The following is a 26,524-nucleotide window of genomic DNA, read 5'->3' on the forward strand; positions in this document are numbered from 1 at the left end:
GACATAGGAGCGTCGCGGTGCATGATCGAGAAACACTCGAGGAAATCGAGAAACACTCGAGGAAAGGGTCGGCGGCGAACCCTAGAAGCGAAGAAACAGTCGCGTAGCGAGGTTTCCCCGACGAGAACCGTGTTGGTCTCGACACGCCTCCGCCTAGCGGCTCCGGCGGCTCGACCAGCGGGTGGCAGGTCTCGACCAGCGAGTGGCGGGTCTCGACCAGCGGGGGATGCTCGACCAGCGGGGGATGGGTCTCGACCACCGGGCCGTACCAGACAGATCTGGCCCCGTACGGCGAGCCCGATGTCGCGTTCGCACAGGGATTCGAGACAATGCCCCTTATGGCACGCGGCAAGGCAAAGCAGGATGTCCCCGACGACTTCGAGGAGCACATCCTCGACACCGACATCGGTGACGAGATGCGGTCCTCATTCCTGGAGTACTCCTACTCCGTCATCTACTCCCGGGCGCTGCCCGACGCCCGCGACGGCCTCAAGCCCGTCCAGCGCCGGATCCTGTTCACGATGAACGACATGGGCGTACGCCCAGACCGCGGCCACGTGAAGTGTGCACGCATCGTCGGTGAGGTGATGGGCAAGCTGCACCCGCACGGCGACGGCGCGATCTACGACGCCCTCGTCCGGATGGCGCAGCCGTGGGCGATGCGACTGCCGATGATCGACGGGCACGGCAACTTCGGCTCCCCAGGCGGCGACGACCCGGCTGCGGCGATGCGTTACACCGAGGCCCGGATGGGGCCGGCCGCGCAGGCGATGACCGATGACATCAAGGAAGACACGGTCGACTTCCGGCCCAACTACGACTCGCGGGAGATGGAGCCGAGCGTGCTCCCCGCCGCGATCCCCAACCTGCTGGTCAACGGCGCCACCGGCATCGCGGTCGGCATGGCGACCAACATGGCCCCGCACAACCTGATCGAGGTCATCGCCGCCGCGCGTCACCTCATCAAGCACCCAGGTGCCGAGCTCGACACGCTGATGAAGTTCATCCCCGGCCCCGACCTCCCCACCGGCGGCACCATCGTCGGCCTCGACGGGATCCGGGATGCGTACGAGACCGGCCGAGGCTCCTTCAAGATCCGTGCGACGACGCGGATCGAGACGTTCGGCCGCCGCAAGGGCATCGTGATCACCGAGCTGCCGTTCAACATCGGCACCGAGAAGATCATCGAGCGCGTCAAGACGCTGGTGCAGTCCAAGAAGATCCAGGGCATCGCCGACCTCAAGGACCTCACCGACCGCGAGCACGGCACCCGCCTGGTGATCGAGGTCAAGAACGGGTTCGTGCCCGAGGCCGTCCTCGAGCAGCTCTACAAGATGACCCCGCTGGAAGACTCCTTCGGGATCAACAACGTCGCGCTCGTCGACGGCCAGCCGCGCACCCTCGGCCTCAAGGAGCTCCTCGAGGTCTTCCTGGGACACCGCTACGACGTCGTCCGCCGCCGCAGCCAGTTCCGCCGCGACAAGGCCGCCGACCGGCTCCACCTGGTCGACGGTCTGCTGATCGCGATCCTCGACATCGACGAGGTCATCCAGCTGATCCGCTCCTCCGACAACGCCGGGGAGGCCAAGGAGCGGCTCATGTCGGTCTTCGACCTGAGCGTGGCGCAGGCGGAGTACATCCTCGACATGGCGCTGCGCCGGTTGACGAAGTTCTCCAAGATCGAGCTGGAGAAGGAGCGCGAGGACCTGCTCGCCACCATCGAGTACCTCGACTCGATCCTCGGCGACGACGACATGCTCCGCAAGGTCGTCTCCGACGAGCTGGGCGAGGTGGCCAAGACGTTCGGCACCCCGCGCCGCACCGTCCTGCTCGCCTCGGCCGGCACCCCGGCGCTCGAGGCGATGAGCCTGGAGGTCGCCGACGACCCGTGCTTCGCGCTGCTCTCCTCGACCGGGCTCCTGGCCCGTTCCTCGGACGCCGACCCGTTCTCGACCGGCTCTACTGGTTCCGGGGGGAGCCGCGCCAACCACGACGTCATCGTCTCGGTGGTCCCGGCGACCGCCCGCGGCCAGATCGGCGTCCTCACCTCCCGCGGGCGCCTCGTACGCCTCGGGGTGCTCGACCTGCCGGCAATGCCGCCGACCCACGGCGACCCGAACCTCTCCGGCGGTCTGCCGCTGTCCGCGCTCCTCTCGCTGGAGTCCGACGAGAAGGTGCTGGCGCTCACCACGCTGGCCACCGAGGGCCCGGGCATCGCGCTCGGCACCAAGCTCGGTGTCGTCAAGCGGGTCAACCCCGAGGTGCTGCTCAACAAGGACGAGTGGGAGGTCATCAAGCTCGCCGACGGCGACGAGGTGGTCGGCGCGGCCGAGCTGCGCACCGGCACCGAGTCGCTGGTCTTCGTCACCTCCGACGCCCAGCTCCTCCACTTCCCCGCCGACGTCGTACGTCCCCAGGGCCGCAGCGCCGGCGGTATGGCCGGCGTCCGGATGGCCCACGGCTCCCGCGTCGTCTTCTTCGGGATCGTCTCCCCCGATGCGCCCGAGGGCGCCGCGGTCGTCACCGTGTCCGGATCCTCGACCGCACTGCCCGGCACCGAGCCGGGCTCGGTGAAGACCACCCCGTTCAGCGAGTTCCCGGCCAAGGGCCGGGCCACCGGCGGCGTACGCGCCCACCGCTATCTCAAGGGCGAGGACTCTCTCGTCTTCGCCTGGGTCGGCGCCGCTCCCCCGATGGCGGCCGCGGCCTCCGGCGCACCGATCGAGCTGCCCGAGATCGACCCGCGCCGCGACGGCTCCGGGGTGCCGCTGGAGCAGCCCATCGACGCCGTAGCCGGCCCGGTCGCCAACGCATTCCCGGTATCCGCTGGGTAGGTGTTGTCTGCTCACCGAGGTAACTCAGTCGGCGCGCACTTCCTTCACCGAGTTCCACGAAGGAAGTGCAGCCAAACCGAGGTATCTCGGTGAGCGTCCGCGCCCTCAGCGCACACCGGTCGCCACGAAAGGAAGTCGATGGGCAAGCACACCGCCCGACTGACCGAGTTCATCGACACCTACGAACGCGCGACCAACAGCCATGACACCGCGGAGCTCGCGCCACTGATCGCGCCCGAGGCCGTCTACTGGTTCACCGACGGGTCACATCGAGGGCGCGAGGCGATCCTGTCCGCCATCGCTGACACGTTCACAACCATCAGAGACGAGACCTACCGGATCCACGATCTGGAGTGGATCCTCGCCGACGACAGCCAGGCCGTATGCCGCTACCGGTTCTCGTGGACAGGGGCCATCAACGGAGACCCTCGATCGGGAGACGGGCGGGGAACGAACGTTCTGGTCCGCCACGGCGAGTCGTGGCAGGTGCTCCACGAGCATCTGAGCGCCTGAATCGCCCGTCCGACTGCGGGGCACCGATGTGGCAGGGCGCGCGGCTCCGCGCTTCGACGCCCTTGGAAGGCAACAGAACTAAGGACGCAGTCTGCTGGCGACGAAGTCGATCCAGGTCTCTTCGTCGCCAGCATGAGAGTCGGCATGAGCGCCTGGGCGAAGGGTCATGACCTTGTCGGGCGACCCGAACGCATCGAAGAGACCGAGCGCCCCGCTGAACGGGAAGAGTTCGTCGCCGCGTTGCACGTGCAGCAGCAGTGGCGCCTCGATACGCCGCGCTGCGCCCTCGATGAGCTCCGTGGTCGCCAACTCCTCCGGCAAACGCGTCGACTGTTCCAACCCGAACTTGCCGAACACAGCACATCTCAGGCGCTGCCCCAGCTCAGCCGCGAGCGGGATGCCGAACCGGGATCCGAGGGACAGACCGATATAGCCGCAACGGTTCCGATCGACGCGGGCAGTCTCATGTGCCGCCTCGAGCGCGGCCAGCCAGTCGGCCATCATCGTCTCGATCACGGATGCGACCCCGACTTCGATCATCCGGTGTTGGTAGTCGCCGGCATGCTGGGCCGCAACTCCCCTATCGCCGTGGAACGGTCCGTCGATCGCAAGTGCCGCTATGCCTCTTGAGGCCAACGCGTTCCCGAGACGCTCGTTGCGAGCGGACGCTTTCGAGCTGCTACCGCCATGCCCGAGCATGCAGGTCGGCGCTCCGGTCGGGTGACTCGGCAGCCACAGGAGCGCGGGAACGTCGCCCCTGTGGCCATGGATCGAAACCTCTAGCCTGCTAACCGCAAGGTTCGTCTCTTCGATCTCGGGTCGTGATCCCACTCGCTGAGGATGGCAGATCTGTCACATCCATCCACCGTGGCCTCGATACCGTTTGCTCACACGTCGACCTGTGAAGCGCCATACCGTCGACTTGGCGCTCGACGGGTCTGTGTTGGTCTCGACACGCTCGGCCGCAGGCGGCCTCGCGGCTCGACCAGCTTGGTCAGCGCAGGGCGATGGGGTTCACCGGGGCGCCGACGGCGCCGGTGACGCGGAGCGGCGCCGCGGTCAGCAGGAAGTCGTAGCGACCGTCCTCAGCGCAGGCGGAGGCGAGGCCGTCGAGGTCCCACATCTCGCCCAGGAAGAGGCCGAGGTGTGGGATCGCGACCTGGTGGAGCGGCTGGAAGGCATCGTCGAACTCGTTGGGCCGGACCTCGAAGCCCCAGGTGTCGGTGGCGATCGCGGCGATCTCGGTGCGGTGCAGCCAGTCGGCGGTGGTGAAGGAGAGCCCCGGGGCCGATCCGCCGGCGTAGCCGCCCCAGCCGTCACCCGCCGCGACGGCGCGGCGGGCCCGGGTCAGCTGCCCGGTCCGGACCACGACGATGTCGCCGCGGCCGACGGCCGCGCTCGGCCCCTGCGCCGCGATCGTACGTTCCAGGTGCTCCTCGGTGATCGCGAAGCCGTCGGGCAGCTCACCGTCGGTCCCGACCGCGCGGCCGACGTCGAGCAGCACCCCGCGGCCGCAGACCACGTCGGCGACCGTCTCGATGCCGGTGACCCCGTCGCCGAGCGAGGTGACCACCGAATCGGCCGGTCGGCCGTTCCAAGCCCGGCCGTGGTCGAAGATGTGGCCGAGCCCGTCCCACTGGGTCGAGCACTGCAACGGCATCGCGATGACGTCGTCGGCGCCGCCGATCCCGTGCGGGAAGCCCTGGACGCCGGCAACCGCGTCGGTGCCGGTGTCGAGCATGGTGTGCACCGGGTTCGTACGCCGCCGCCAGCCGTTCTGCGGGCCGTCCATGTCGAAGGGCAGCGAGAGGGAGTAGGACCGCCCGGTCTGGACCAGCCCCGCAGCCGAGACCCGCTTGGAGTCGGTGAGGAAGTTCATCGTCCCGCGGACATCGTCCTCGCCCCAGCGCCCCCAGTTGGAGACGCGGGCGACCGTCTTCGCGATCTCGCCTTCGGGATCGCTCCGATCAAGGGAGGTCACGACGCGTCCAGCTCGGCGAACGTGTCGGCGACCCAGTCGGCGATGTAGCCGATGACGTGCGGGAAGTGGTCCAGCCCGATGTGCTCGGTCGCGCCCTCCTCGGGCGTGAAGACCCGCAGCTCGCGCTTGGGGCTGCCCGTCGCCTGGTCGTAGGAGCGGTGCGCGTAGGAGAGCGGGATCTGGCGGTCGTTCTCCCCGTGGGCGATGAGGAACGGCACAGTGATCTTCTTGACCACGCCGTCGAGGTTGATGTCCTCGGCGAAGTCGATGAACGTGTCGATGTCGGGCTGTCCCCACACCCACAGCACGTGGTCCCAATAGTGCGGCACCGGGTTCTCACCCTCGCGCAGCAGCCGGCGCTTCTGCACCGCACCCCAGTCGTGGTTCGCACCCCAGGCGACACACAGCGCCAGCCGCTTCTCGTACGCCGCGGCGCGAGGTGCGTAGTAGCCGCCCAGCGACCAGCCCACGAGCCCGATCCGGTCGCTGCGTACGTCCGGACGCGCCTCCAGCCAGTCGACGCAGGCCGCGGCCCAGGCCTCGGTGTCGACACGCGCGGTGAGCCCGTCGAGACGCAGCGCCTCGCCTGCACCGCCGCAGTCGACCATCAGCGTCGAGATGCCACGGGCGGCCAGCTCGGTGTGGACGCCGGCGCCGACCATCATCTCCTTGGTCGAGTCCAGGCCGTTCCACACGATCATGACGGGCGCCGACTCGTCCGCACCGACAGCCGCATGGAAGTAGCCGGGCAGCGTGGTCTCACGGCCGTTCTCGACGTACGGGATGGCGACCTTCACCGTCGGCTGGTCGAGCAGCTCGAAGGAGCGCACCAGCAGGTCGACGCTGCGCTGGTACTCGGCGTTGCGGCCCGGGTCCTTCGCGCTCTGCATCCGCTCGGCCTGGGAGACGTAGACCGAGGCGCGGAAGAGCTTCTGGCCGGCGGTACGCCGGTGGCCGGCCTTCTCGGCCTCGCCGGCCTGCTCCTCGAGCTGGTCGGCGACGCCGCGCCAGGCAGCCATGAACTCGGCGGTGCCCACGTCGGAGCCCTGCGCGGCCAGCTCCTTCAGCGGCCGGCAGGCGCGGTCGACCTCGTCGATCAGACCGCCGGAGTTGAGCGTGGCGACCACACCCAGGTTCCACACGTAGTTGCCGGGAAAGTACTCGAACATTGGTGTTCCTCTTCTTGGTAGGTATCAGCGGCGGCGGTCGGCAGCGGCGCGGCACCGCACCGGCGGCAGCTCGGGGGCGGCCGGCGCGACCGCGACGGTGTTGGTGAGGGTGCCGATCCCCTCGACCTCGAGGGTGACCACGTCATCGGGTTGCAACGGCTTCGGGTCTTGCGAACCGCGACGGCCCCAGAGCTCGGCCAGGCATCCGCCGTTGCCGACGGTGCCGGAGCCGAGGACGTCGCCGGCGACCACGCGAGAGTCGCGGGAGGCGTAGGCGATCATCGTCTCGAAGGTCCACCCGACGTTCGAGAGCCGGTCGCGGCCGACCTCGACGCCGTTGACCGACACCGTGCACAGCAGGTCGAGGAAGCCGTCGTCGGCGCGGTACGGCTCCAGCTCGTCGGCCGTCACGATCCACGGCCCGAGCGTGGTCGCGAAGTCCTTGCCCTTCGCCGGTCCGAGACCCACCTGCATCTCGCGGCCCTGCAGGTCCCGCGCGGACCAGTCGTTCATGATCGTGTAGCCGAAGACGTACGCCCCGGCCTCCTCCGGCGGGACCGACCGGCCATCACCGACTCTGCCGCCGACCACGACCGCGACCTCCAGCTCGTAATCGCGGGCCTGGCAGGCGGCCGGGAACGCGACCTCCTCCCCCGGTCCCTGGATGGCGTGCGGGTTGGTGAAGTAGAAGGTCGGCGCGTCGTACCAGGCGTCGGGGACACCGCTGGCGCCGTCGACCGAGCGGCGTACGCCCTCGACGTGCTCCTCGAAGGCGACGAAGTCGCGCACCGAGGCCGGCTCCAGCGGCGCCAGCAGCTCGACCTCGGCGAGGTCGATGGCGTCCGCCGCCCGAGCGTGGTCGGCGGCGCGGTCGAGCACGTCGCGGCCGCCGGCGATGAGCGTACGCATCGAGTGCCGGACGGCGAAGGGGTGCAGCCCGTCCTCGGTGACGAGGCCGACGCGCGGCACGCCAAGGTCAGGATCACGGAAGGTTGCCAGCTTCATCGGGCTCTCCTCATTCGATCGCGTCTCAGACCGGCGGGGCGACGAAGACGCCCTTGTCCGGGTCGTTGAACGACTTCCCGGCCACCAGCTCGTCCATCGGGTTGGCGGTGCCCCACTGGTCGGTGACGTTCGGGTCGCTGAAGTCGTACAGATGCGGGTGCCAGTTGTCCTCGACGAGCTCCTCGAGCTCGGTGGTGTACTCGATGGTGTTGCCGTGCGGGTCCAGGAAGTAGCTGAAGGTGTTGTTGCCGGCCAGGTGCCGCCCCGGCCCCCAGATCTTCTCCGCGCCGGCCCGCAGCAGCCGCCCGGTGCCGCGCATGTACTCGTCCAAACCGCGCATCTCGAACGAGGCGTGGTGGAGCGCGACGTGCGGCCCGCGGGCGATCGCCAGGCTGTGGTGGAACCGGTTGGTACGCAGGAACCACATCATCGAACCCATCCGCGGGTGCATCAGGGTGTCGGAGAGCGCGAAACCGAGGTGGCGCTGGTAGAACGCCACGGTCTGCTCCGGGTTGGGTGAGTTGATCACGACGTGGGAGAGCTTGACCGGCACCGACTCGCCCTCCTCGATCCGCCGGTGCTGCCGCACGGCGACGTCGCAGGAGACCTCGACCGTACGTCCGTCGTTGTCGAAGAAGCGGAAGCCGTAGCCGCCCCCGGGGGTCAGGATCGGGCCGGGCTCGCTGATGAGCCTCACCCCGGCACGGCCGAGCCGCTCGGCCATCGCGTCCACGTCGGCCGGGCTGGCAGCACCGAAGGCGATCAGGTCCAGGCGCTTGTCGTCGGCGCGGCGCAGGCGCACGGAGTAGTGCTCCGGGGAGCCCTCCGCGGCCAGGAACGCCAGGCCGCTGTCGGTGGTCTCGGCCTTGAGCTTCCAGGTGTTGGTGTAGAACTCCAGCTGCCGCTCGTAGTCGGGCACGGCCAGGTCGACGTGGCGCAGGTGGGTGATCAGCCGCTCGGCCGGCGGCGCCTCGATGACAGGTTCGTTGTCGGTCACGGTCTTCTCCTCGTGAGATCGGTGGGTGGTCAGGCGGGGTCGCTGACGAGAGTGGCGACGCCGGCCATCAGGCCGGGTACGTCACCGCGCTCGCGCGCCTTCAGCCAGGTGCAGAGCTGGAGCGAGGCCTCGACGACGGCTCGCGCACGGGGCAGCCGGCGCTCGGTGAGCGCGGGCCAGACGGTGGCCAGGTCGTCGTGACTGGTGAGCAGCTCGGCGAGCACCACGGCATCCTCGAGCGCTTGGGCGGCGCCCTGGGCGAGGGTCGGCGGGCAGCTGTGGGCGGCGTCGCCGATGACCACGACCCGGCCGCGGTTCCAGGGGCCGTCGATGACGTGGCTCTCGAAGTGGGTGTGGTTGACCCGGGTCGGGTCGGTCAGCGATCCGCGGATCTCGTCCCAGGGCCCGTGGAAGGCCCCGGCGAGCTCGCGCATCACCGCCAAGCCTTCCTCGGACGAGAGGCCGGTGCGGTCCTGGGCCGGCTCGACGATGTAGGCGTAGAGGGAGTCCGCCGAGGTCGGGCAGTAGCCGGCGATGTAGGACGGTCCGCCGTAGATCAGGTCGGTGCGGGTGACCGAGTCGGGCCGGTCGGTGAAGGCCCGCCAGATCCCCATGCCGACCGCCTCGGGCTCGACGTCGATGCCGATCGCCCGACGCGTCCACGACCGCACCCCGTCGGCGCCGACGACGAGGTCGTAACGCCCGTGCGAACCGTCCGCGAAGGTGGCGTCGACCCCGTCGGCGTCCTGGGCGAGCTCGGTCACCGCGACCCCGAAGCGCACCTTGGCGCCGGCCTCGACCGCCCGGTCGAGCAGGATGCGCGCCAGGGCCGGGCGGTACATCCCCATGGTCGCGGGCAGGTCCGGACCGCCGGTGCGGTGGTCCTCCAGCTCGACCAGCAGGGTGCCGGCCGGGTCGGGTGCTCGCAGCCCGAGGGTGTCGTACCCGTAGCCCTCTTCGCGGACCTGCTCCCACACGCCGAGATCCCGCAGCACGCGCAGCGCGTTGCCCTGCAGCGTGATCCCGGAGCCGAGGGCGGCGATGTCCGGCTTGGCCTCGACGAGATCGACCGAGACGCCGCGCTCGGCGAGCAGGATCGCGGTCGCCGTCCCGGCGGTTCCGGCACCGATGACGAGAACCGAGCTGATGGCGGGCATGAGGTCTCCCTGGATGTGGAGTGGTGGAGTGACGCGCACCACTCTGTCCCGGGCTCAGCTATTCAGGAAGAGCGGATTTCCGATCCCGCATATTCATGGTGTTTATAGTCAGGCCATGGCCAGCGATCCGCTCCGCAACCTCGATCTCAATCTGCTTCTCTCCCTGGACGCCCTGCTCGAGGAGCGCAACGTGACCCGCGCGGCGGAGCGGCTCGGGCTGAGTCAGCCGGCGGTCTCGGCCGCGCTGCGGCGGCTCCGGCGCCACTTCGCCGACGAGCTCCTCGTCCGCACCGGCAACCGCTACGACCTGACTCCCCTGGCCACCCAGCTGCGCGGCACGACCACGACGGCCCTCTCCGGCGTACGCAGGGTCTTCGAGGCCGAGCCGAGCTTCGACCCGGCGACCTCGTCCCGGGAGTTCACCGTGGTCGCCTCGGACTATTCCACGACCGTCCTCGGCGACCACCTCGCCACCGAGCTGGCCCGGGAGGCTCCCGGCGTACGCCTGCGGTTCCAGCTGCAGACGCACGGCGACGTCGACCAGGCACCCGAGTCGCTTCGGCACGTGGACGGGATGGTCCTACCCCACGGCTTCCTTCAAGACCTGCCGGCCGTCGAGCTCCACACCGACAGCTGGGTGCTGGTCGTGGCCACCGACAACGAAGCCGTCGGCGACGCGATCACCATGGAGCAGCTCGCCGAGATGCCCTGGGTCGTCACCCATCACGCCCCGACCGCCTTCACCCCGGCCGTACGCCAGCTCAGCATGATCGGGGTCGAGCCGGACGTCCACGTGGTGACCGAGACCTTCCTCCCGGTCCCGTTCCTGGTCGCCGGGACACCGCGCATCGCCCTCCTGCAGCGACAGCTCGCCGCGCGGCTGGCAGGGGCCGCAGGCGTACGCATCCTCGACTGTCCATGGGACGTGGTCCCGCTGAAGGAGGCGTTCTGGTGGCACCCCGCCCACCGCGCCGACCCGGCCCACGGGTGGCTGCGCCGGATGATGGCCCGCGCCGCGGCAAGGCTGGATGAGCCTTCCTGATCAGTCTGACCTCCGGCTATCGACGGTGCTGATACCCGCAAGAAGCAGGTTTGGCTTCCGCAATACCTCCTGGTCTCCGACGATTCTGTGACTGCTGTCACACCATCTCGGCCCGACCGTGGGAGACCCCATGCCCGACTCCACCCCACCGACCCGGCGAGCCGGACGCCCTCAGGGCTTCCTGCTGATGTTCATGAGCTGCCTGCCGATCCTCGGCGCCGTGCTGCTCGCCCCCGTCCTGCCCCGGATGCAGGACCACTTCGGCCACAGCGGCGCCGCCACCGCGCTGGTCCCGCTGTCGCTCACCGTCCCGGCGCTGATGATCGCGCTCCTGGCGCCGTTCGCGGGCCGCATCGTGGACCGGTTCGGTCGCAAGCGGCTTCTGCTGACCGGCCTGGCGGTCTACGCCGTGTTCGGCACCGCTCCGCTGTGGCTGGACGGCCTCGGCGCGATCGTGCTCAGCCGTGCCGGGGTCGGCGTCGCCGAGGCGGCGATCATGACCTGCTGCACCACGCTGATCTCTGACTATTTCTCCGGCACCGAGCGTGACCGTTGGCTCGGCATGCAGACCGTGTTCGCGTCGCTGTCGGCCACGTTGTTCTTCGCCCTCGGCGGCGCGCTGGGCGCCCAGGACTGGCGCACCCCGTTCTGGCTCTACGCCTCGAGCCTGATCTTCCTCGTCCTCGCTGCCGCGTTCCTCTGGCAGCCGGCCGGCGAGGCCGCCGCGGGCTCGAGACGCACCCCACTCCCGCCCCTGCCCACCCGCACCCTCGCCTTCCCGTGCGCCGTCACCCTCGTCGGCGGCATCGTCTTCTACACCCCGATCGTCGAGCTGCCCTACCTGCTGGACGCGGCCGGGATCACCGCCGTCCCCGCCATCGGCGCGTTCACCGCGTTCGCCTCGCTCGCGACGGCCGGCGGTGCGTACACCTTCGGCCGGGTCTCCGGACGCGGCACCGCCACGCTGCTGCCGATCGCCTTCCTGCTGGCCGGGACCGGTCTGGTCGTCCTCGGCGCCACCTCGTTGGTGCCGGTCATCGTGCTCGGCGCGGTCATCGCCTCGGCCGGCACCGGCCTGATGCTGCCGACCCTGCTCGTCTGGGCGCTCTCCGGTCTCACCTTCGAGCAGCGCGGCCGCGGCACGGGGCTGTGGACCGCCGCACTGTTCCTGGGCGAGTTCGTCTGCCCGCTCCTCGTCGTCGCCTTCACCGGCGCCGTCGGCGGCCTCGGTGCCGCGGTCGCCCTCATCGGCGCCCTCGCTCTCGTCCTCGCCCTCCTCACCCGCCGGGTCCTCACCCGCGCCGTCCCCGTCCCTGCCTGATTCAAGGAGACCGATCCACATGTGTCATGTCGACCCCGAGTTCGTCGAGCGGCTCACCGAGTCCCTGCCGCCCGAGACCGCGGAGCCGGTCGGCGTCGGCACTCTCGCCCTCTCCCACCTCGTGCCAGGCGGCAACCCGGCCTCGCGCTGGCGCAGGACTCAGCGTGGCTTCTCCGGCCACCTCGTCGTCGGTGAAGACCTGAAGGTCATCCCCGTCGGCCGGGCCCGCCGGACCAGCTGAACCGCGCAGGAGCGGCCTGACCACCCGCGAGGTTGCGAGACGTGGCATTCTGACTCGCATGCTCAGCTCGCATCTGGTGCGGAACCTGCCGCGCCTCGCCTTCGCACTCATCGCCCTCCTGGCCGCGCTTCTGGTGATGACCGCCTGCGGCGGCGAGGACCCTGCCAAGGGACGTACGCCGCAGCAGGTTCTCGCAGCCGCGCAGAACAACCTCGACGAGACCAGCGGGATCAACTTCTCGCTGGCCTCCGACGACCTGCCCGAGGGCATCACGACGCTGAAGGCCGCGACCGGGACGCTGACCCGCGACCCCGCCTTCGAGGGCAAGCTGACCGTGCCGGTGATGGGTACCGAGGCGCAGGTCGAGGTGGTCTCTGTCGACGGCGTCGTCTACGCGAAGCTGCCGTTCACGACCTCGTTCCAGGAGCTCGATCCGGCCGACTACGGCGTGCCGGACCCGGCTGCGCTGATCGCTCCGCAGACCGGGATCTCCTCGCTGCTCCCGGCGACCGAGGACGTGAAGATCGGCAAGTCGGTGCGCGGCGGCGCCGACAACGACGAGATCCTCTCCACCTACACCGGCACGCTGCCGGCCGCGGCGGTCCAGAAGATCCTCGCCGGCGCGGAGGGCGAGTTCGACGTCACCTACATCGTCAACGACGCCGACGAGCTCACCGAGGCCACCATCACGGGCCACTTCAGCGGTGAGGGCGAAGCGGCGTACTCCTACACGCTCGACGTGACCGAGTACGGCGTCGAGAAGGAGATCGCCAAGCCGTGAGAGCGGTCCTCTGGCTCGCCGCGATCGCGGTGGCGTTCGCCGCTGCGGACACCTACGTCGTCGTGCTGGCGCTGCCGGACATGATGGCAGGCGTCGGGCTCTCGATCGAGGAGCTGCAGCGGGCCGCACCGCTGATCTCGGGCTTCCTGCTGGGCTACGTCGCGGTGCTGCCGCTGATCGGACGGCTCGCCGACCTCCTCGGTCACCTGCCGGTGCTCGTCGCCGGGCTGGTGGTCTTCGCCTTCGGCTCCTTCCTCACGGCGCTCTCGTGGGACCTGACCGCGATGGTGGTGGGACGGTTCTTCCAGGGGCTGGGCGGCGGCGCGCTGGTGCCGGCGACCCTCGCTCTGGTCGCGGCGCTCTATCCGGTCGAGCGCCGCGGCGTGCCGCTCGGGCTGGTCTCGGCGGTCCAGGAGCTCGGCTCGGTGCTCGGCCCGCTCTTCGGGGCGGTGGTGCTCGCGGTCGCGGACTGGCGGGCGATCTTCCTGCTCAACCTCGTGGTCGGCGTGGTGCTGGCCGTGGCGATCCGGCGGCTTGGCCGCCCTGATCCCGCCTCCGTCGCGGGTCGCTCGGGCCGGCCCGGCCTGAGTGCTCTGCTGATGCTGCTGGTCGCCGGCGCCGCGTTCGTGCTGCTGGCGGTCGAACCCACCGCGCTCGTACAGGACCTGACCTGGGGCGCGCTCTACGTACCGGCCGCCGGATCCTCGCGCTGGCTGACGCCGCTGGGGCTGATCACGATCCTCGCCGCGCTCGGCTTCGTGGCGACGTGGGTGGCCAAGCCAGGCGTACGCAGCGTGCTTCGCCGGATCACCGCCGAGGTCGACCTCCTCGGGGCGCTGCTGCTCTCGATCGCCCTGGCGGGGGTGATCCTGGCCTTCGCGACCGCCGATCCCGAGGTGGCGGTCTTCTCCGACCAGGGCGTCTGGTATCTCGTCTCCGCCGGGCTTGCCCTGCTCGGCTTCGTCTTCCACCTGCGGCGGGCACAGAACCCGATCGTGCCGCGCGGTGCGTTCGCGCGGATGCCGGCGTGGGGTTCGGTGCTCGTCTCGTTCTTCGTGGGCGCCGCGCTGGTCGCCGCGCTGATCGACGTCCCGCTCTTCGCCCGCACCACCATCCACGGCGACAGCCAGCTGAGGGCCGCCCTGGTGCTGCTGGAGTTCCTGGTCGCGCTGCCGGTGGGTGCCGTCCTGGGCGGGTTCCTGACCCGGCGGCTGCCCGCGGGCGTGATCGCAGGCGGCGGGATGCTGCTGGCGGCGGTGGCATTCGTGTTCATGGCCCGCTGGGATGCCGACGCCCTCCGCTCGCTGTCGTCGACCGTCGTGCTCGTCTCCGGCGGCCTCGGTTTCGGTCTCGCGCTGGCGCCGGTCAACGCCGCAGTCCTGGCCACCACCGAGCAGTCGGTGCACGGCCTGACCACGTCGTTCACCGTCGTCGCTCGCATGGTCGGGATGCTCGTGGGCATCTCGGCGCTGACCACGATCGGCCTACGCAGCTACTACGCCGCCCAGGCCGACCTGCCGTCGCTCTCCTCGGTCTGCACCGGCGGCGGCATGTGCGAGGAGTATCAGGACCTGCTCATCGGCGCCGCCATCGCCCAGGAGCACACCGTCTTCGCCGGAGCCGCGGTCTGCGCGGCGATCGCCGCGCTGCTGTCGGTCGTGCTGCTGCGGGGCGCGCCGACCCGGGCGCTCTCCCCCAGCGAGACGGTCACCGCGCTCTGACAGGTGCCGGACCGGCCTACCCGATCCGCAACCGCAACTGTGGCCGAGCCGGGATCCGGGGATAGGTGCTCCCCCGCTCCACCACGCTCCACGACGCCGCGACGAAGACCTCGACGGTCGCGGAGAGCATCTCGATCGTCGCGGGCTCGCCGGGACACCGGTGACCCTCTGCCGGGTCTCCCCCACCCTGCGGGACCAGCTCGAACGGGTCGACCTGCCGGCCGAGGAACCGCTCGGGAGAGAACTCGGTCGGCGCCGGCCACGAGCTCGGATCCAGGTCCGTCCCGGGGACGTCGAGGACGATCCGCCGTCCCGGGGAGACGGGATGACCGTCCCAGTCGACACGCTGACGGGTGACACCGGCGAGCGCGGGCACGAACGGAGCGGTGCGGCGCACCTCCTGGGAGTAGGCGTGCCGCCAGGAAGCGTGCTCGGCGAGGGTCGGCCAGATCTGTCGATGACCGTCGAGCGCCTGCACGGCGAAGGCGCCGAGGTAGGCGACCGCGACGGCCGGACGAAGGACGTTGAGCAGCTCGACCGCGGCCACCGGGACGGGCAGCAGGTCCTCGTGCTGGTCCCGCCAGCCCGCGATGGTCTGCACGGGCGTCGGGGCACCGGAAGCCGGCGACGCCGAGCGCGCCTCCCGAACCAACCCCCGTGCCCAGTGGTTGGCCCAGAGCCGCGCCGCCCACGCCGTCCCGGCGGACGGCCCCGACATCCCGAAGCCGTCGACGATCGCCGCCAACCGGCGCCCTACCCTGCTCGGGTCACGCACCGAGATGCCGGCCCAGTCAAGGACTGCGCGGCCGTAGACCTCGGACAGGAGCGTGAACACACTCACCGGCTCGCCGTGGTTCTCGTGCAGGGACGAGAGCAGGTGGCAGCGTACGTTGTCCTGAAGGTCCGAAGCAGCGGCGTCGTCGAGGAGGTCGAGGAAGAGCGCCTTGCGGTGGAGGTGCTCGGCGCCGTCGAGTCCGTGGATGGCGCCGCGGCCGAAGAGAAGCATGGCCAGCGGCGCCGGCACCGCGCCGGAACGCTGGATGAGCGAGGCGTCGTAGAAACGACGTACGGAGTCGGGACCGCTCACGACCAGAGCGTCGTCTCCGAGGAGCTTCACGGGGCAGACCGGCGCATCGCCCGCCTCGCGGCGGGCATCAGGGATCGCGTGGTAGCCGTGCCGGAACAGATCAGTTGAGAGTTCGCGGGGCATCCGGGTCCGCTGCCCGTCAGGAGCCGCTGGTGACGCGGTCGCTCACACCGGTCACGCCCACCTCGTTGGCGCAGTGAGCGCAGCAGAACATGTGCTGCTCGTTCTGCACCCCGTGTCCGAGGATGCGGGTGCCGCAGTTGACGCAGGTCGGTGCGACCACCGGCGCCGCGCACTCGATCGAGTCGAAGACATGGTGTTCGCCCGATGCCGTCGTCACCTCGAACGTCCCGTCGTAGTCGTTGCCGCACGTGACGCACTTACCCATGATCGGTCCTTTCGCTCTTGCCGCACACCGGCTTTCGCACCGGCTCTTCACACGGACGCCACGCGGCCCGGGACCCGATGGTGGCACCGGGCCGCATGGTGACTACGTGAAGATGCTTACCCCACCGGGGCCGACCAACAGGCCGACCACGATGAGGACTGCGCCCCACAGGATTTGGCCACGGACCAGCGACACGATGCCGCCGATCACCAGAGCTGCCGCGATCAGCCAGAGAATTAGTGCCATTTGATCTCACCTCGGTGTGTAGTTGTTGCGGGGGATGCTCGGTCCTTGTCGACCGAGCGGGCTACGGGCAACCGGTACCCACCCCCGCGTCCGGCAAACCCTCCTGACGGCAAACCCTCAGGAGAGTGCGAACCGCTCCCACGACCGGTGCGCAGCCAGCAGGTCGGGAAGCTCGGCGGCGACCTCGGCCCCGGACTTCAGGGACTTGACCCCCGGCGCAGGCACCGCGATGCCCGCTGTCGCGACCGCCTCTCCACCGTCGCCCCAGGCGAGCAGCGCCTTGCCGTGCCGGAAGATCTCCTCGATCAGGAGAAGCAGGTGCGGGTCCGAGTCGATGGCCCCCGCGCCGTCCGCGAGCACCAGCGCGTCGTACTCGACCGATCGAGCGGTGGCGAACGTCCGCTGCACCGGCAGCTCCCCGCCCACCGGAGCGCCCGTAGGGGCGATGAGCAGCGGCGTGATCCCCGAGCCGGAGAGCGCCGTGCGCACCCCGTCGATCTGGTCCGACGCGCTCTCCGGGCCGGCGACGATGCCGACGACCCGCCCGTCCGGTGGGTAGGAGCCGCCGAGCATCGAAAGAGCCGGGCTGGGCTCGGGGTCGGCGAGCTCGATGGTCGGAGACGGCACCGGCAGCCCGAGGGAGGTGGCGACCCCCTCGCACAGGTCTGCGTCGATGTTGGCCAGGCACTGCAGCTGTCGCTCGCGGATCGCGGGCTCGTAGACCTTGCCCAGCTCGAAGCTGTACGCCGCGATGATGTGCTGCTTCTCGACCGGTGTCATCGAGAGCCAGAAGAGTCGCGCCTGGCTGAAGTGGTCGTCGAAGGAGGCCGGCTGAGCGCGCTGCTTGACCGTCTCGGGCACCTTCACCGGGTTGTCCACGAAGGCTCCCTGCGGGTCGCCCGCCATGAACGGGCAGCCGGCGTCGAGCGAGTTGGGATGGTAGGGCGCCACGCCACGGTGCACCGCATCCTGGTGGAATCCGTCGCGCTGCATGTCGTTGACCGGGGCGTGCGGGCGGTTGACCGGGATCTGGTTGAAGTTCGGTCCGCCGAGCCGGGTCAGCTGGGTGTCGACGTACGAGAACAGTCGCGCCTGCATCAGGGCGTCATCGGTGACGTCGATGCCGGGCACGAGGTTGCCGACGTGGAACGCGATCTGCTCGGTCTCGGCGAAGAAGTTGGACGGGTTGTGGTCGAGGACCAACCGGCCGATCTTCTAAACCGGCGCGATCTCCTCCGGAACGATCTTGGTCGGGTCGAGCAGGTCGATGCCCGCGTACGTCTGCTCGGGTGTGTCGGGGAAGACCTGGATGCCCAGCTCCCACTCGGGGTACGCGCCCGTCTCGATCGCATCGGCGAGGTCGCGGCGGTGGAAGTCGGGGTCGAAGCCGCCGAGCATCTGGGCCTCCTCCCAGAGGAGACCGTGCACACCGAGCTTCGGCTTCCAGTGGAACTTGGCGAGGCTCGTCTCGCCGGCGGCGTTGACGAGCCGGAAGGTGTGTACGCCGAAGCCCTCCATCATCCGGTAGGAGCGGGACAGGCCACGATCGGACATGTTCCACATCGTGTGGTGCTGCGCCTCGGTGTGCAGCGAGACGAAATCCCAGAAGGTGTCGTGCGCGGACTGGGCCTGGGGGATCTCGCGGTCCGGGTGCGGCTTGCCCGCATGGATGACGTCCGGGAACTTGATGCCGTCCTGGATGAAGAAGACCGGGATGTTGTTGCCGACGAGGTCGAAGTTGCCCTCCTCGGTGTAGAACTTGGTCGCGAACCCGCGGGTGTCGCGCACCGTGTCGGCGCTGCCGCGCGAGCCGAGCACCGTGGAGAACCTCACGAAGACCGGCGTCTCCCGGCCCTCGGCGAGGAAGCCGGCGCTGGTGACGGTCTCCGCGCCGCCGTAGGCCTTGAAGGTGCCGTGCGCGCCGGCCCCGCGCGCGTGGACCACGCGCTCCGGGATCCGCTCGTGGTCGAAGTGGGTGATCTTCTCGCGCAGGTGGTGGTCCTGGAGCAGGGTGGGGCCGCGCTCACCCGCCTTGAGCGACTTGTCGGTCTCGCGCAGACGCACGCCTCCGGACGTGGTCAGCCACTCGCCCTGCTGGGCGTTGACCTGCTGGTCCTCGTGGGCCTGCACACCGGTCGGTGTCCGCACCTGTGGTCCGCTCTGGTCGGGTTTGGGGCCTGGTGTGGGTACCGGTTCGGTGGGCTCCTCCACCGGCGGCGGCTGCGGGGCGGGGGCACCGGGGATCGGGATGTCGGGCATGACACTCCTTCGGTCGGGAACAGGCTCGTGCCTCCCGTACCCCTGGTGGGCGCCGGACATGCCCGGTGCGACCCGAGCCCGGCTTCTCACCCGCAGGGGTGGTTGCGGCCGTGAAGAGGCACACCCGCCCGGGTGAACTTCACTTCACAGCCGTTGGATGGCGATCGATCCGGGCACTAACTGGATATGACGACGACAACTTTCGAGACAGACCTTCCCAGGGCCGAGCGACAGCGTCTGACCTCAGAGCTGTTGACGAAGGCGCACAACGCCGAAGGCGTTGAGCAGGAGCGACTCCTCGAGGAGGTCATCCTGCTCAACGCGGCGGTCGCACGCTCGATCGCTCACCGCTACACCGGGCGCGGAATCCCCCGCGCCGATCTCGAACAGGTGGCGTACACCGCGCTGGTCCGAGCCGCGAAGAGCTTTCACCCGGACCGCGCCGACGATTTTCTCACCTACGCCGTGCCCACCATCCGTGGTGAGGTGAAGCGCTGGTTCCGTGACCATGGCTGGACCGTACGGCCGCCGCGGCCGATCCAGGAGCTGCAGAGCACGTTGCTGCGGATCGGCTCCGAGCGGGGCAACCTGCCCACCTCCGAGCTGGCCCAGATCGCCGACGTCCCGGAGCAGAAGGTACGCGAGGCGCTCGACGCGCGTGGATGCTTCACCCCCACCTCGCTGGATGCCCCGCTGCGGGCCAGCGACGCGCAGTCCTCGGGCGAGGCCACCATCGGTGACATGCTGCCCGGCATCGACGGGGGCTTGGCCGACTGTGAGACCCGACTCGCGCTGGAGCAGGCGATCAAGACGCTGAACAAGCGCGACCAGCTGGTGGTGCGGCTCCGCTACCTCGAGGACCGCAGCCAAGCAGAGATCGGCGAGACCATCGGCGTCACCCAGACACAGGTCTCCCGGATCCTGACCCGGATCATCGACGACCTGCGAGGCCAGCTCGAGGACGTAGGTATCGCCGCATGACCCACACCCACGACGGGTACGGGACGAAAGCCGACCCGACAACCAAGGAGACTGGCATGACGTACTCAACGATCACCGGCGAGCGCGACGACACCGCCCAGCGCTCACTGTGGAACGGCACCCCCAAGTCCAAGTGGCAGGAGTCCTCTTGGGGCAAGCGGATCTCGGCGGTCGCCGCATTCGCGGTGCCGATCGCGATGGCTGTCGTCACCACCATGGTCCGCAAGAAGGGGACCGACGCAGTGATGCGGAAGCTCAAGGGTGGAACGAAGAAGCACTGAGCACGCAGGAGACTGAGAACAAAACGCCATGTGCCGGTCTGTATGCGATTCGCATACAGACCGGCACATGTGGCTCAGTCAGCGGCCGACGGCCTTCTCGAGCTCTGCCTTGTTCATCTTCGAGCGTCCCTCGATGTTCTTCTTCTTGGCCTCTTCGTACAGTTGGGCCTTGGTGCGTCCGCCCGAGCCGCGGTGGCTGCGTAAGCCACCGCGGCGGCTCGAGGAGATGTCCTTCGTCGAGGTGCGGCTGCTCTCGCGGGACTCGCCCTTGCGGGCACGCTCCTTGTTCACCGTTCGAGCAGCGATCTCTTCGGCGGTGTCCTCGCTCTTGCCACTGTCGAGCGCACCTTCCTTGATGTGCTCGTACTGTCGCTCTCGCTTCTTGCTCCAAGCACGTTGCGGCATCTCAACTCCTCTTTCTCGGGTGTTCAACGCGCTCGTCGTCATCGGCGACGTGCTTGTTCCGCCTGGCGTCGAAGAGCCAGGCGGCGACAGCGACCAGGACGACCATCACGCCGATCAAACTGAAGATGATTACTTGGGTGCTCATGGTCTTCCGGTACCCATCAGTGGTCTCGGCTACGCGGCGAGGCCGCCGCGCATCCGGCGGATGATCCGCGCCAGAGCGCGAGAGATCTGGGCCTGGGTGGCACCGAGGCGTTCGCCGATCTCGGCCTGGCTCAGGCCGTCCGCGAACCGTAGCTGCAGGATCATCCGGTCGGTCTCGTCGAGATCGCCGATCGCCCGCTCGACGATGACTCGCGCCTCCGCACGCTCGAAACCGGGGTCGGGCTCCCCCATCTGCTCGAGCAGCTCGTCGTCGCCGTGAGAACGTACGCAGCGGGCCTGCTCGCGGAAGCAGTGGCGGATCTCGCCGGTGGCCATCGGCACGGCATAGTTCAAGAACGCCCCTTGCTCGGGATCATAGCGGCGAGCGGCCTTCACCAGCCCGACTCGTGCGGCCTGACGAAGGTCCTCGACCTCGACGCCACGGCCCGCGTAGCGGGCGGCAAGGGAGCGGGCCACCGGGAGGTGACGTACGACCAGCTCCTCCTGCGACAGCGAAGAGTCCTGCTGAACCGGAGCCGGAAGCGGCGAAGCCTGCGTCGTGTCCATGGCTCGAGTCTGCGCCGTAAACCCCTCGAACCCCCAGATCTACGTGGGATTTGACCCTCAGGGGTGGGGTTGCCCCCACGGCCGCCCACCCCTGAGGGTTAGTACCGCGACCCCGAGTCCGTGCCGGGGCCACGGCCATCGGCGGCGCGACGTGGTGTCAGCTCTCCCGCGCTTGGGCACGGAGAGAGTCACCCAGACTGCTCCACCGATAAGTCTCCGGTAACCATCTGTGCCCCGACGGATGCGCCCGACTCCACGGAATCGCCATCAGGCGGCGCGAACCCGTGGGTGATCGCCCAGCTGACCGCCTGGCTGCGGGTCGTCACCTCGATCTTGCGGTAGGCCTGTCGGATGTGGCTCTTGAGCGTGTTGACGCTCACGACGAGCTTGTCGGCGATGTCCTTGTTGGACAGCCCCTGGGTGATCAGGGCGAGCACCTCGACCTCGCGGGTGGTGAGCCCGGCGACCGTGGCCAACCGGTCCTCGTGCTCGCCGATCGGCTCGCCGGCCGCGGCGAGCTCGATGGTGCGTACGAGCTCACCGGCGTGCACGCTCATCGAGACCCACGCCTTCGCGCCCAACGCGTAGGCCCTGGCACGCAGGTCGGGGCGCATGTCGCGGCTGAAGATCAGCACCTTGGCGTCGGTCTCGCTCAGCAGATATCTGAGGTCGGTGCCGTCGGTCAGGTGCAGCCCGAGAGTGTCGTAGAGGATCACGTCGACTCCCGGCGCCTTGGTGCGTACGGCCGGAAGCGCCGTCACCACCAAGCGATCCGGATAGTCCGCGAGCATCGTGGTGAGCCCACGCATGACAACTTCCTGCGGGCTGACCACCGCCACCCGCACAACCCCCGACCTCATCACTCCAGAACCCTCTCAGATCGGCGATCGGCTGGACGGGTGCATGGAGAGAACACGCCGTGGGTACCAAGCCGACGTCCAAAGATTACCCGAGTCAGGAGAAATCCCTGTGTCCCACGTGACCGAAGCCCTCAAGAAGGCCTCGGAGCTTCCCGAGGGGGACGTGGTCCGGATCCTGCTGCAGCAGCACGCCGGCATCCGGCAGCTCTGCGCCACGGTGGGGAACTCAACCGGCCCGGCCAAGCGCCAGGCGTTCGACGACCTCCGCGTCCTGCTCGCAGTGCACGAGACCGCCGAGGAGCTCGTCGTCCATCCGGTCGCCTCGGTCCATGGCGGCGAGACGCTCACCAAGGCGCTCGTCGCCGACGAGAAGGAGGCCACGCAGATGCTGGCCCAGCTCGAGGAGGTCGGCGTCGACAGCCCCGAGTTCGACGCGACCTTCCCGATCTTCCAGCTCGCCGTCGAGCAGCACGCCGAGGAGGAGGAGCGGGTCGAGTTCCCGCTGCTTCTCGCCGAGCTCGACGAGACCGCCCGCCAGGCGATGGGCAAGCGGCTGTCGGCGGCCGAACGGGTCGCGCCGACCCGCCCCCACCCCGGCAGTGCCGGCTCCGTGCCCAAGCAGCTGGCCACGATGCCGTTCCACTCCGTCGTGGACCGCGTCAGGGACGCGCTGAGCCGCTCCTGAAGTGGCACAGTGGGTGCTGAGCGGCACCGACGACATCATCGAAGTTCTTCAGATGGGAGCAGAACCATGGTCGAGAAGGAAACCAAGGACCCCGTGACCGGCGCTGACGAGAGCACCGAGGCCCCGATCCCCTTCCCCACCCCGGAGCGGGTCGAGGAGGAGGGCGAGGAGCGCGATCCCCAGGACGAGGCCGCGGAGGAGACGTTCCCCGCCAGCGACCCGCAGTCCAGCTGGGCGGGCCCTGAGGACCCGCGCGACCGCTGAACCCAGCGACAGTTGACCCTCAGGCCAGGCCCCGGCGCTCCAGCAGCGGAGCGATCGGGGCCGGCCTGCCTCGCCACTCCGCGTAGGACTCCAGCGGGTCCCGGGTGCCACCGATGCCGATCACGTAGCGGACGTACGCCTCGCCGTTCTCCCGGGTCAGGCCGCCGTTCTCCTTGAACCACGCCACCGTGTCGGCGTCGAGGACCTCTGACCAGATGTAGGAATAGTAGGCCGAGGCGTAGCCGCCGAAGATGTGCTTGAAGTACGCCGTGTAGTACCGCGCCCGCACCGCCGGGTTGTCCAGGCCGACCGCCGAGAGCGCGGCCGCCTCGAACTCGCCCACCGCCTCCGGCGAGGCCGGAACCTCGTCCGGGGCCAGCTCGTGCCAGGCCAGGTCGATGAGCGCGGCGGCGAGATACTCCGAGGTCGCGAACCCCTCGTTGAACGTGGCGGACGCCTCGAGCTTGCCGAGCACGTCGGCCGGGATCGGCTCGCCGGTCTCGTGATGCACCGCGTAGTTGGCCAGCACCTCGGGCCAGAGCATCCACATCTCGTTGACCTGGGAGGGGTACTCCACGAAGTCGCGGTAGACCGACGTCGCCGCGAACCGCGGGTAGGTTGCCCGGGCGAGCAGCCCGTGGAGCGCATGCCCGAACTCGTGGAAGAGAGTGTTGACCTGGTCGAAGGTCAGCAGCGTCGGCTCCCCCGGCGCCGGCTTGGGCACGTTGAGGTTGTTGGTCACGATCGCAGACGGCTCGCCCAGCAGCGTGTTGGCGGTGACGTAGGAGTTCATCCAGGCACCGCCCTTCTTCGAGTCGCGGGTGTAGAGGTCGAGCAGGTAGAGCCCGATCGGCTCGCCGTCGCGGGCGACCTCGAAGACGCGTACCTCGGGGTGGTAGCCCTGCAGGTCGGGCCGCTCCTCGAAGGTCAGCCCGTAGAGTCGCCCGGCGGCGAAGAAGACGCCGTCGCGCAGCACCCGGTCCGCCTCGAACCACGGTCGCAGCACGGCCAGGTCGACGTCGTACTCAGAGGTCCTGACCTTCTCCGCGTAGTAGGGCCAGTCCCAGGCTTCGATCTTGCTCCGCCCGTCTTCGGAGCGAGCCGACGCCTCGAGGGCGGCCTGCTCGGCCCGGGCGTTGCGAGCCGCCGGCGCGGCGAGGCGCTCCAGCATGTCGCGGACTGCCTTCGGCGTACCGGCCGTGTTGTCGGCCGTCACCAGACCCGCGTAGCTGTCGAACCCGAGCAGCTGGGCCTTCTCGGCCCGCAGCCGCAGCGCGTCGAGGGCGATGGCGCGGGTGTCGTTGGCGTTGCCGCGCGAGCCGCGCGCGAGCTGCGCCTCGAAGAGCCGCTGCCGCAGCTCCCGGTTCTCCAGCACAGACAGGTAGGGGTGGGCGGTGAACAGGGTCAGCGTGATCAGGAACCTGCCCGCGAGCCCTCGGCCTTCGGCGGCCGCCGCAGCCGCCGAGATCTCTCCCGGGGTCAGCCCGGCGAGCTCCTCGACGGTGTCGACGACGACGGCGAGATCGTTGGAGTCGGCCTGCGCGGCCTGCCCGAACGCCGCCTCCAGCCCGGAGATCTCCTGGTTGAGCTCCCGCAGGCGCGCCTTCTCCGCGGGGCCCAACGCAGCCCCCGCGAGCACGAAGTCGCGGTGGTAGCGCTCGACCAGATAGCGGTCCTCACCCTCCAGCTCGGCCCGCTTCTCATGGACCGCGTTCACCCGGGCGAAGAGCGCGTCGTCGAGGAGCAGCGCGTCGTGGTGGGCCGCCAGCCGAGGAGCGTACGCAGCGTTGAGCTCGTCGAGGTCGTCGTCGGAGTCCGCGGAGAGCAGCGAGAAGAAGACCCGCAGGACCCGGTCCAGACGCTCGCCGGACCGCTCCAGGGCGACCAGGGTGTTCTCGAAGGTCGGCTCGTCGGTGGACGAGGTGATCGCGGCCAGCGCCGCCAGCTGCTCGGCCATCCCCTGCTCGATCGCCGGGCCGTAGTCCTCGATCGAGATGTCCGCGAAACGGGGCAGTCGGTGGGGCAGGTCGCTGGGCTCGAGTAGGGCGTCGATCACATCGCGCACGCTATCTGACACGGCGCGAGGTCGTCGCCGCGATATCGGCTACCTTGACACCATGTCCGACTTCGATGACCTCCTAGCCGCGAATCAGACCTACGCCGAGACCTTCGACGACGGTGGCTTCGACGGTGTCGCCCATGCCGGTGTCGCGATCGTCACCTGCATGGACTCTCGTATCGAGCCGCTCGCCATGCTGGGCCTGGGCCTGGGCGACGCCAAGATCTTCCGCAACCCCGGTGGCCGGGTCACCCCGCAGGCGATGGAGGCCCTGGTGCTCGGTGTGCACCTCCTCAACGTCAAGCGCATCCTGATCGTGCCCCACACCCGCTGTGCGGTCGCCTCCAACACCGAGGCCGCGCTGCGTGCCAAGATCGCCGAGTCCGCCGGCCAGGACGCGTCCTGGCTCGACCTGACCGTCGTCGTCGACGACCAGGCCCGCGCGCTCGCCGAGGACGTCGCCAAGGTCCGCTCGCACCCGCTCGTCCCCGAGGACGTCAAGGTCGGCGGGTTCATCTACGACGTCGACACCGGGCTCCTCAACCAGAAGATCTGAGTCCGAGCCTACGACCCCTGCGAGCGAAGCGAGCAGGGGTCGTAACGCGAGGAGATCGAGCAAGCGCAGCGGGTGAGCCTGCGAACCCGCGAAGCGGGTCGAGATCCACGCCTCGAAATGACATGCACCCCAACCACCCATAGGCAAGAGTTGAGGCGTGAGTCTCACAGATCCGGCACCGCAGGACCCCGCGCAGCGTGAGATCGCCGCTCAGGCGATCGACGTGCACAAGACCTACGGCAAGGACGCTGCGGAGGTGCGTGCGCTCGACGGCGTGAGCCTGGACCTCTACGCCGGCGAGTTCACCGCGATCATGGGCCCCTCGGGCTCGGGCAAGTCGACGCTGATGCACTGCCTGGCCGCGCTCGACAAGCCCACGACCGGCGAGGTGGTGGTCGGCGGTCGCAAGCTCGGCCGGCTGCGCGACCGCCGCCTCACCGAGCTGCGACGCGACAAGATCGGGTTCGTCTTCCAGGCGTTCAACCTGGTGCCGACGTTGACCGCGCAGGAGAACATCCTGCTGCCGCTCTCCCTGGCCCGGAAGAAGCCGGACCCGGGGTGGTTCGACCAGGTCATCGACACGGTCGGCCTGCGTCCGCGGCTCGACCACAAGCCGAGCGAGCTCTCCGGCGGACAGCAGCAGCGGGTTGCCTGCGCCCGGGCGCTGGCCTCCAAGCCCGACATCGTCTTCGCCGACGAGCCCACCGGCAACCTCGACTCCACCTCGGCCGCCCAGGTGCTCGGCTTCCTGCGCCACAGCGTCGACGACCTCGGCCAGACCATCGTCATGGTCTCGCACGACCCGGTCGCGGCCTCCTACTGCGACCGGGTGATCTTCCTCGCCGACGGCCGCGTCGTCGACGAGCTGGCCAAGCCGAGCCGTGAACAGATCCTGGCCCACATGGCTGACCTGCAGTCGCGGGCGATGGGACTGGCCCCGATCGGCGAGGACGCCTGAGGGTGAACCAAACCATCGGCAC

At 69.5% G+C, this 26,524-nt stretch carries 27 protein-coding genes and 1 pseudogene; 13 read left to right on the forward strand and 15 right to left on the reverse strand.

All coding sequences use genetic code 11. The features are described 5' to 3' along the window. The first annotated feature begins 338 nt into the window (after positions 1 to 338). Positions 339 to 2,834, forward strand: coding sequence for a DNA gyrase/topoisomerase IV subunit A (locus H5T77_RS07840; RefSeq protein WP_292647293.1), 2,496 nt, complete (start codon positions 339 to 341; stop codon positions 2,832 to 2,834). A gap of 138 nt (positions 2,835 to 2,972) precedes the next feature. After that, positions 2,973 to 3,347, forward strand: coding sequence for a YybH family protein (locus tag H5T77_RS07845; protein ID WP_292647296.1), 375 nt, complete (start codon positions 2,973 to 2,975; stop codon positions 3,345 to 3,347). Positions 3,348 to 3,425: 78 nt separating this feature from the next. On the opposite strand, the gene H5T77_RS07850 is transcribed toward H5T77_RS07845, so the two are convergent. The 6 genes from H5T77_RS07850 to H5T77_RS07875 all read right to left on the reverse strand — a co-directional run bounded on the left by H5T77_RS07850 (position 3,426) and on the right by H5T77_RS07875 (position 9,656). Further along, positions 3,426 to 3,887: a dienelactone hydrolase family protein gene (locus tag H5T77_RS07850; RefSeq protein WP_292647299.1), complete on the reverse strand. Its 462-nt coding sequence runs from the start codon at positions 3,885 to 3,887 to the stop codon at positions 3,426 to 3,428. A 454-nt stretch (positions 3,888 to 4,341) separates the two neighbouring features. Next, positions 4,342 to 5,328 (reverse strand): cyclase family protein, encoded by a 987-nt coding sequence (locus H5T77_RS07855; protein ID WP_292647303.1) that lies wholly within the window; start codon positions 5,326 to 5,328, stop codon positions 4,342 to 4,344. Next, positions 5,325 to 6,497, reverse strand: coding sequence for an alpha/beta hydrolase family protein (locus H5T77_RS07860; RefSeq protein ID WP_292647305.1), 1,173 nt, complete (start codon positions 6,495 to 6,497; stop codon positions 5,325 to 5,327). The genes H5T77_RS07855 and H5T77_RS07860 overlap by 4 nt, the downstream gene beginning before the upstream one ends. A 24-nt stretch (positions 6,498 to 6,521) precedes the next feature. Beyond that, positions 6,522 to 7,502 (reverse strand): fumarylacetoacetate hydrolase family protein, encoded by a 981-nt coding sequence (locus H5T77_RS07865; RefSeq protein ID WP_292647308.1) that lies wholly within the window; start codon positions 7,500 to 7,502, stop codon positions 6,522 to 6,524. Between the two features lie 25 nt (positions 7,503 to 7,527). Further along, positions 7,528 to 8,499 carry a VOC family protein gene (locus H5T77_RS07870; protein ID WP_292647310.1) on the reverse strand — a complete coding sequence of 324 codons (972 nt, stop codon included), beginning with the start codon at positions 8,497 to 8,499 and terminating at the stop codon, positions 7,528 to 7,530. A 29-nt stretch (positions 8,500 to 8,528) separates the two neighbouring features. Further along, positions 8,529 to 9,656, reverse strand: coding sequence for an FAD-dependent monooxygenase (locus H5T77_RS07875; protein WP_292647312.1), 1,128 nt, complete (start codon positions 9,654 to 9,656; stop codon positions 8,529 to 8,531). Positions 9,657 to 9,771: 115 nt separating this feature from the next. On the opposite strand from H5T77_RS07875, the gene H5T77_RS07880 reads away from it, so the two are divergent. From H5T77_RS07880 to H5T77_RS07900, 5 genes are all read left to right on the forward strand, one after another. Then, positions 9,772 to 10,698: a LysR family transcriptional regulator gene (locus H5T77_RS07880; protein ID WP_292647315.1), complete on the forward strand. Its 927-nt coding sequence runs from the start codon at positions 9,772 to 9,774 to the stop codon at positions 10,696 to 10,698. 130 nt (positions 10,699 to 10,828) lie between these two features. Further along, positions 10,829 to 12,019, forward strand: a complete 1,191-nt coding sequence (locus H5T77_RS07885; RefSeq protein ID WP_292647317.1) for an MFS transporter — start codon at positions 10,829 to 10,831, stop codon at positions 12,017 to 12,019. 19 nt (positions 12,020 to 12,038) lie between these two features. Next, positions 12,039 to 12,260 (forward strand): hypothetical protein, encoded by a 222-nt coding sequence (locus tag H5T77_RS07890; RefSeq protein ID WP_292647319.1) that lies wholly within the window; start codon positions 12,039 to 12,041, stop codon positions 12,258 to 12,260. A 58-nt stretch (positions 12,261 to 12,318) separates the two neighbouring features. Continuing rightward, positions 12,319 to 13,041, forward strand: a complete 723-nt coding sequence (locus H5T77_RS07895; protein WP_292647321.1) for an LppX_LprAFG lipoprotein — start codon at positions 12,319 to 12,321, stop codon at positions 13,039 to 13,041. Next, complete coding sequence (locus H5T77_RS07900) at positions 13,038 to 14,762, forward strand: MFS transporter (RefSeq protein ID WP_292647323.1); 1,725 nt, start codon at positions 13,038 to 13,040, stop codon at positions 14,760 to 14,762. Before H5T77_RS07895 ends, H5T77_RS07900 begins: the two co-directional genes overlap by 4 nt. A 16-nt stretch (positions 14,763 to 14,778) precedes the next feature. On the opposite strand, the gene H5T77_RS07905 is transcribed toward H5T77_RS07900, so the two are convergent. From H5T77_RS07905 to H5T77_RS07925, 5 genes and pseudogenes are all read right to left on the reverse strand, one after another. Next, complete coding sequence (locus tag H5T77_RS07905; protein ID WP_292647325.1) at positions 14,779 to 15,972, reverse strand: cytochrome P450; 1,194 nt, start codon at positions 15,970 to 15,972, stop codon at positions 14,779 to 14,781. A gap of 16 nt (positions 15,973 to 15,988) precedes the next feature. Further along, complete coding sequence (locus tag H5T77_RS07910; RefSeq protein ID WP_292647327.1) at positions 15,989 to 16,237, reverse strand: hypothetical protein; 249 nt, start codon at positions 16,235 to 16,237, stop codon at positions 15,989 to 15,991. Positions 16,238 to 16,339: 102 nt separating this feature from the next. Next, complete coding sequence (locus tag H5T77_RS07915) at positions 16,340 to 16,483, reverse strand: GPGG-motif small membrane protein (protein ID WP_292647329.1); 144 nt, start codon at positions 16,481 to 16,483, stop codon at positions 16,340 to 16,342. Between the two features lie 117 nt (positions 16,484 to 16,600). Beyond that, entirely contained in the window at positions 16,601 to 17,389 is a 789-nt protein-coding gene (locus H5T77_RS07920) for a catalase-related domain-containing protein (protein ID WP_292647429.1), read from the reverse strand. 27 nt (positions 17,390 to 17,416) lie between these two features. Then, positions 17,417 to 18,802, reverse strand: a pseudogene (locus H5T77_RS07925) (catalase); the annotation flags it as partial. Positions 18,803 to 18,928: 126 nt separating this feature from the next. Between H5T77_RS07925 and H5T77_RS07930 the strand changes: the two are divergent. Continuing rightward, positions 18,929 to 19,723 carry a sigma-70 family RNA polymerase sigma factor gene (locus H5T77_RS07930; RefSeq protein WP_292647330.1) on the forward strand — a complete coding sequence of 265 codons (795 nt, stop codon included), beginning with the start codon at positions 18,929 to 18,931 and terminating at the stop codon, positions 19,721 to 19,723. 56 nt (positions 19,724 to 19,779) lie between these two features. Continuing rightward, positions 19,780 to 20,004, forward strand: a complete 225-nt coding sequence (locus H5T77_RS07935) for a hypothetical protein (RefSeq protein WP_292647332.1) — start codon at positions 19,780 to 19,782, stop codon at positions 20,002 to 20,004. A 78-nt stretch (positions 20,005 to 20,082) separates the two neighbouring features. Here the strand turns inward: H5T77_RS07935 and H5T77_RS07940 are convergent, their stop codons facing one another. The 3 genes from H5T77_RS07940 to H5T77_RS07950 all read right to left on the reverse strand — a co-directional run bounded on the left by H5T77_RS07940 (position 20,083) and on the right by H5T77_RS07950 (position 21,929). Next, positions 20,083 to 20,409 (reverse strand): plasmid stabilization protein, encoded by a 327-nt coding sequence (locus tag H5T77_RS07940; protein ID WP_292647334.1) that lies wholly within the window; start codon positions 20,407 to 20,409, stop codon positions 20,083 to 20,085. A gap of 174 nt (positions 20,410 to 20,583) precedes the next feature. Next, positions 20,584 to 21,120, reverse strand: a complete 537-nt coding sequence (locus H5T77_RS07945; RefSeq protein WP_292647336.1) for a sigma-70 family RNA polymerase sigma factor — start codon at positions 21,118 to 21,120, stop codon at positions 20,584 to 20,586. A gap of 188 nt (positions 21,121 to 21,308) precedes the next feature. Further along, positions 21,309 to 21,929 carry a helix-turn-helix transcriptional regulator gene (locus H5T77_RS07950; protein ID WP_292647337.1) on the reverse strand — a complete coding sequence of 207 codons (621 nt, stop codon included), beginning with the start codon at positions 21,927 to 21,929 and terminating at the stop codon, positions 21,309 to 21,311. A gap of 160 nt (positions 21,930 to 22,089) precedes the next feature. On the opposite strand from H5T77_RS07950, the gene H5T77_RS07955 reads away from it, so the two are divergent. Continuing rightward, positions 22,090 to 22,665: a hemerythrin domain-containing protein gene (locus tag H5T77_RS07955; RefSeq protein WP_292647338.1), complete on the forward strand. Its 576-nt coding sequence runs from the start codon at positions 22,090 to 22,092 to the stop codon at positions 22,663 to 22,665. A gap of 66 nt (positions 22,666 to 22,731) precedes the next feature. Next, entirely contained in the window at positions 22,732 to 22,929 is a 198-nt protein-coding gene (locus H5T77_RS07960; RefSeq protein WP_292647340.1) for a hypothetical protein, read from the forward strand. 19 nt (positions 22,930 to 22,948) lie between these two features. On the opposite strand, the gene H5T77_RS07965 is transcribed toward H5T77_RS07960, so the two are convergent. Continuing rightward, on the reverse strand, positions 22,949 to 24,985 hold the full coding sequence (locus H5T77_RS07965) for a M3 family metallopeptidase (RefSeq protein WP_292647342.1): 2,037 nt from the start codon (positions 24,983 to 24,985) through the stop codon (positions 22,949 to 22,951). Between the two features lie 61 nt (positions 24,986 to 25,046). Between H5T77_RS07965 and H5T77_RS07970 the strand changes: the two genes are divergently transcribed. Both H5T77_RS07970 and H5T77_RS07975 read left to right on the forward strand, forming a co-directional pair. Next, complete coding sequence (locus H5T77_RS07970; protein WP_292647344.1) at positions 25,047 to 25,544, forward strand: beta-class carbonic anhydrase; 498 nt, start codon at positions 25,047 to 25,049, stop codon at positions 25,542 to 25,544. A 157-nt stretch (positions 25,545 to 25,701) separates the two neighbouring features. Further along, positions 25,702 to 26,502, forward strand: coding sequence for an ABC transporter ATP-binding protein (locus H5T77_RS07975; protein WP_292647345.1), 801 nt, complete (start codon positions 25,702 to 25,704; stop codon positions 26,500 to 26,502). The last annotated feature ends 22 nt before the right edge of the window (positions 26,503 to 26,524 follow it).

The organism is Nocardioides sp. (genome assembly GCF_014360585.1).
Lineage (GTDB): Bacteria > Actinomycetota > Actinomycetes > Propionibacteriales > Nocardioidaceae > Nocardioides.

Bases quoted from the DNA above. Each gene is read 5' to 3' on its own strand.
- H5T77_RS07840 (WP_292647293.1), top strand. From the start codon at position 339: ATGGCACGCGGCAAGGCAAAGCAGGATGTCCCCGACGACTTCGAGGAG.
- H5T77_RS07845 (WP_292647296.1), top strand. From the start codon at position 2,973: ATGGGCAAGCACACCGCCCGACTGACCGAGTTCATCGACACCTACGAA.
- H5T77_RS07850 (WP_292647299.1), bottom strand. From the start codon at position 3,887: ATGATCGAAGTCGGGGTCGCATCCGTGATCGAGACGATGATGGCCGAC.
- H5T77_RS07860 (WP_292647305.1), bottom strand. From the start codon at position 6,497: ATGTTCGAGTACTTTCCCGGCAACTACGTGTGGAACCTGGGTGTGGTC.
- H5T77_RS07865 (WP_292647308.1), bottom strand. From the start codon at position 7,502: ATGAAGCTGGCAACCTTCCGTGATCCTGACCTTGGCGTGCCGCGCGTC.
- H5T77_RS07875 (WP_292647312.1), bottom strand. From the start codon at position 9,656: ATGCCCGCCATCAGCTCGGTTCTCGTCATCGGTGCCGGAACCGCCGGG.
- H5T77_RS07880 (WP_292647315.1), top strand. From the start codon at position 9,772: ATGGCCAGCGATCCGCTCCGCAACCTCGATCTCAATCTGCTTCTCTCC.
- H5T77_RS07885 (WP_292647317.1), top strand. From the start codon at position 10,829: ATGCCCGACTCCACCCCACCGACCCGGCGAGCCGGACGCCCTCAGGGC.
- H5T77_RS07890 (WP_292647319.1), top strand. From the start codon at position 12,039: ATGTGTCATGTCGACCCCGAGTTCGTCGAGCGGCTCACCGAGTCCCTG.
- H5T77_RS07895 (WP_292647321.1), top strand. From the start codon at position 12,319: ATGCTCAGCTCGCATCTGGTGCGGAACCTGCCGCGCCTCGCCTTCGCA.
- H5T77_RS07905 (WP_292647325.1), bottom strand. From the start codon at position 15,972: ATGCCCCGCGAACTCTCAACTGATCTGTTCCGGCACGGCTACCACGCG.
- H5T77_RS07910 (WP_292647327.1), bottom strand. From the start codon at position 16,237: ATGGGTAAGTGCGTCACGTGCGGCAACGACTACGACGGGACGTTCGAG.
- H5T77_RS07915 (WP_292647329.1), bottom strand. From the start codon at position 16,483: ATGGCACTAATTCTCTGGCTGATCGCGGCAGCTCTGGTGATCGGCGGC.
- H5T77_RS07920 (WP_292647429.1), bottom strand. From the start codon at position 17,389: ATGGCGGGCGACCCGCAGGGAGCCTTCGTGGACAACCCGGTGAAGGTG.
- H5T77_RS07930 (WP_292647330.1), top strand. From the start codon at position 18,929: ATGACGACGACAACTTTCGAGACAGACCTTCCCAGGGCCGAGCGACAG.
- H5T77_RS07935 (WP_292647332.1), top strand. From the start codon at position 19,780: ATGACGTACTCAACGATCACCGGCGAGCGCGACGACACCGCCCAGCGC.
- H5T77_RS07940 (WP_292647334.1), bottom strand. From the start codon at position 20,409: ATGCCGCAACGTGCTTGGAGCAAGAAGCGAGAGCGACAGTACGAGCAC.
- H5T77_RS07945 (WP_292647336.1), bottom strand. From the start codon at position 21,120: ATGGACACGACGCAGGCTTCGCCGCTTCCGGCTCCGGTTCAGCAGGAC.
- H5T77_RS07950 (WP_292647337.1), bottom strand. From the start codon at position 21,929: ATGCGTGGGCTCACCACGATGCTCGCGGACTATCCGGATCGCTTGGTG.
- H5T77_RS07960 (WP_292647340.1), top strand. From the start codon at position 22,732: ATGGTCGAGAAGGAAACCAAGGACCCCGTGACCGGCGCTGACGAGAGC.
- H5T77_RS07970 (WP_292647344.1), top strand. From the start codon at position 25,047: ATGTCCGACTTCGATGACCTCCTAGCCGCGAATCAGACCTACGCCGAG.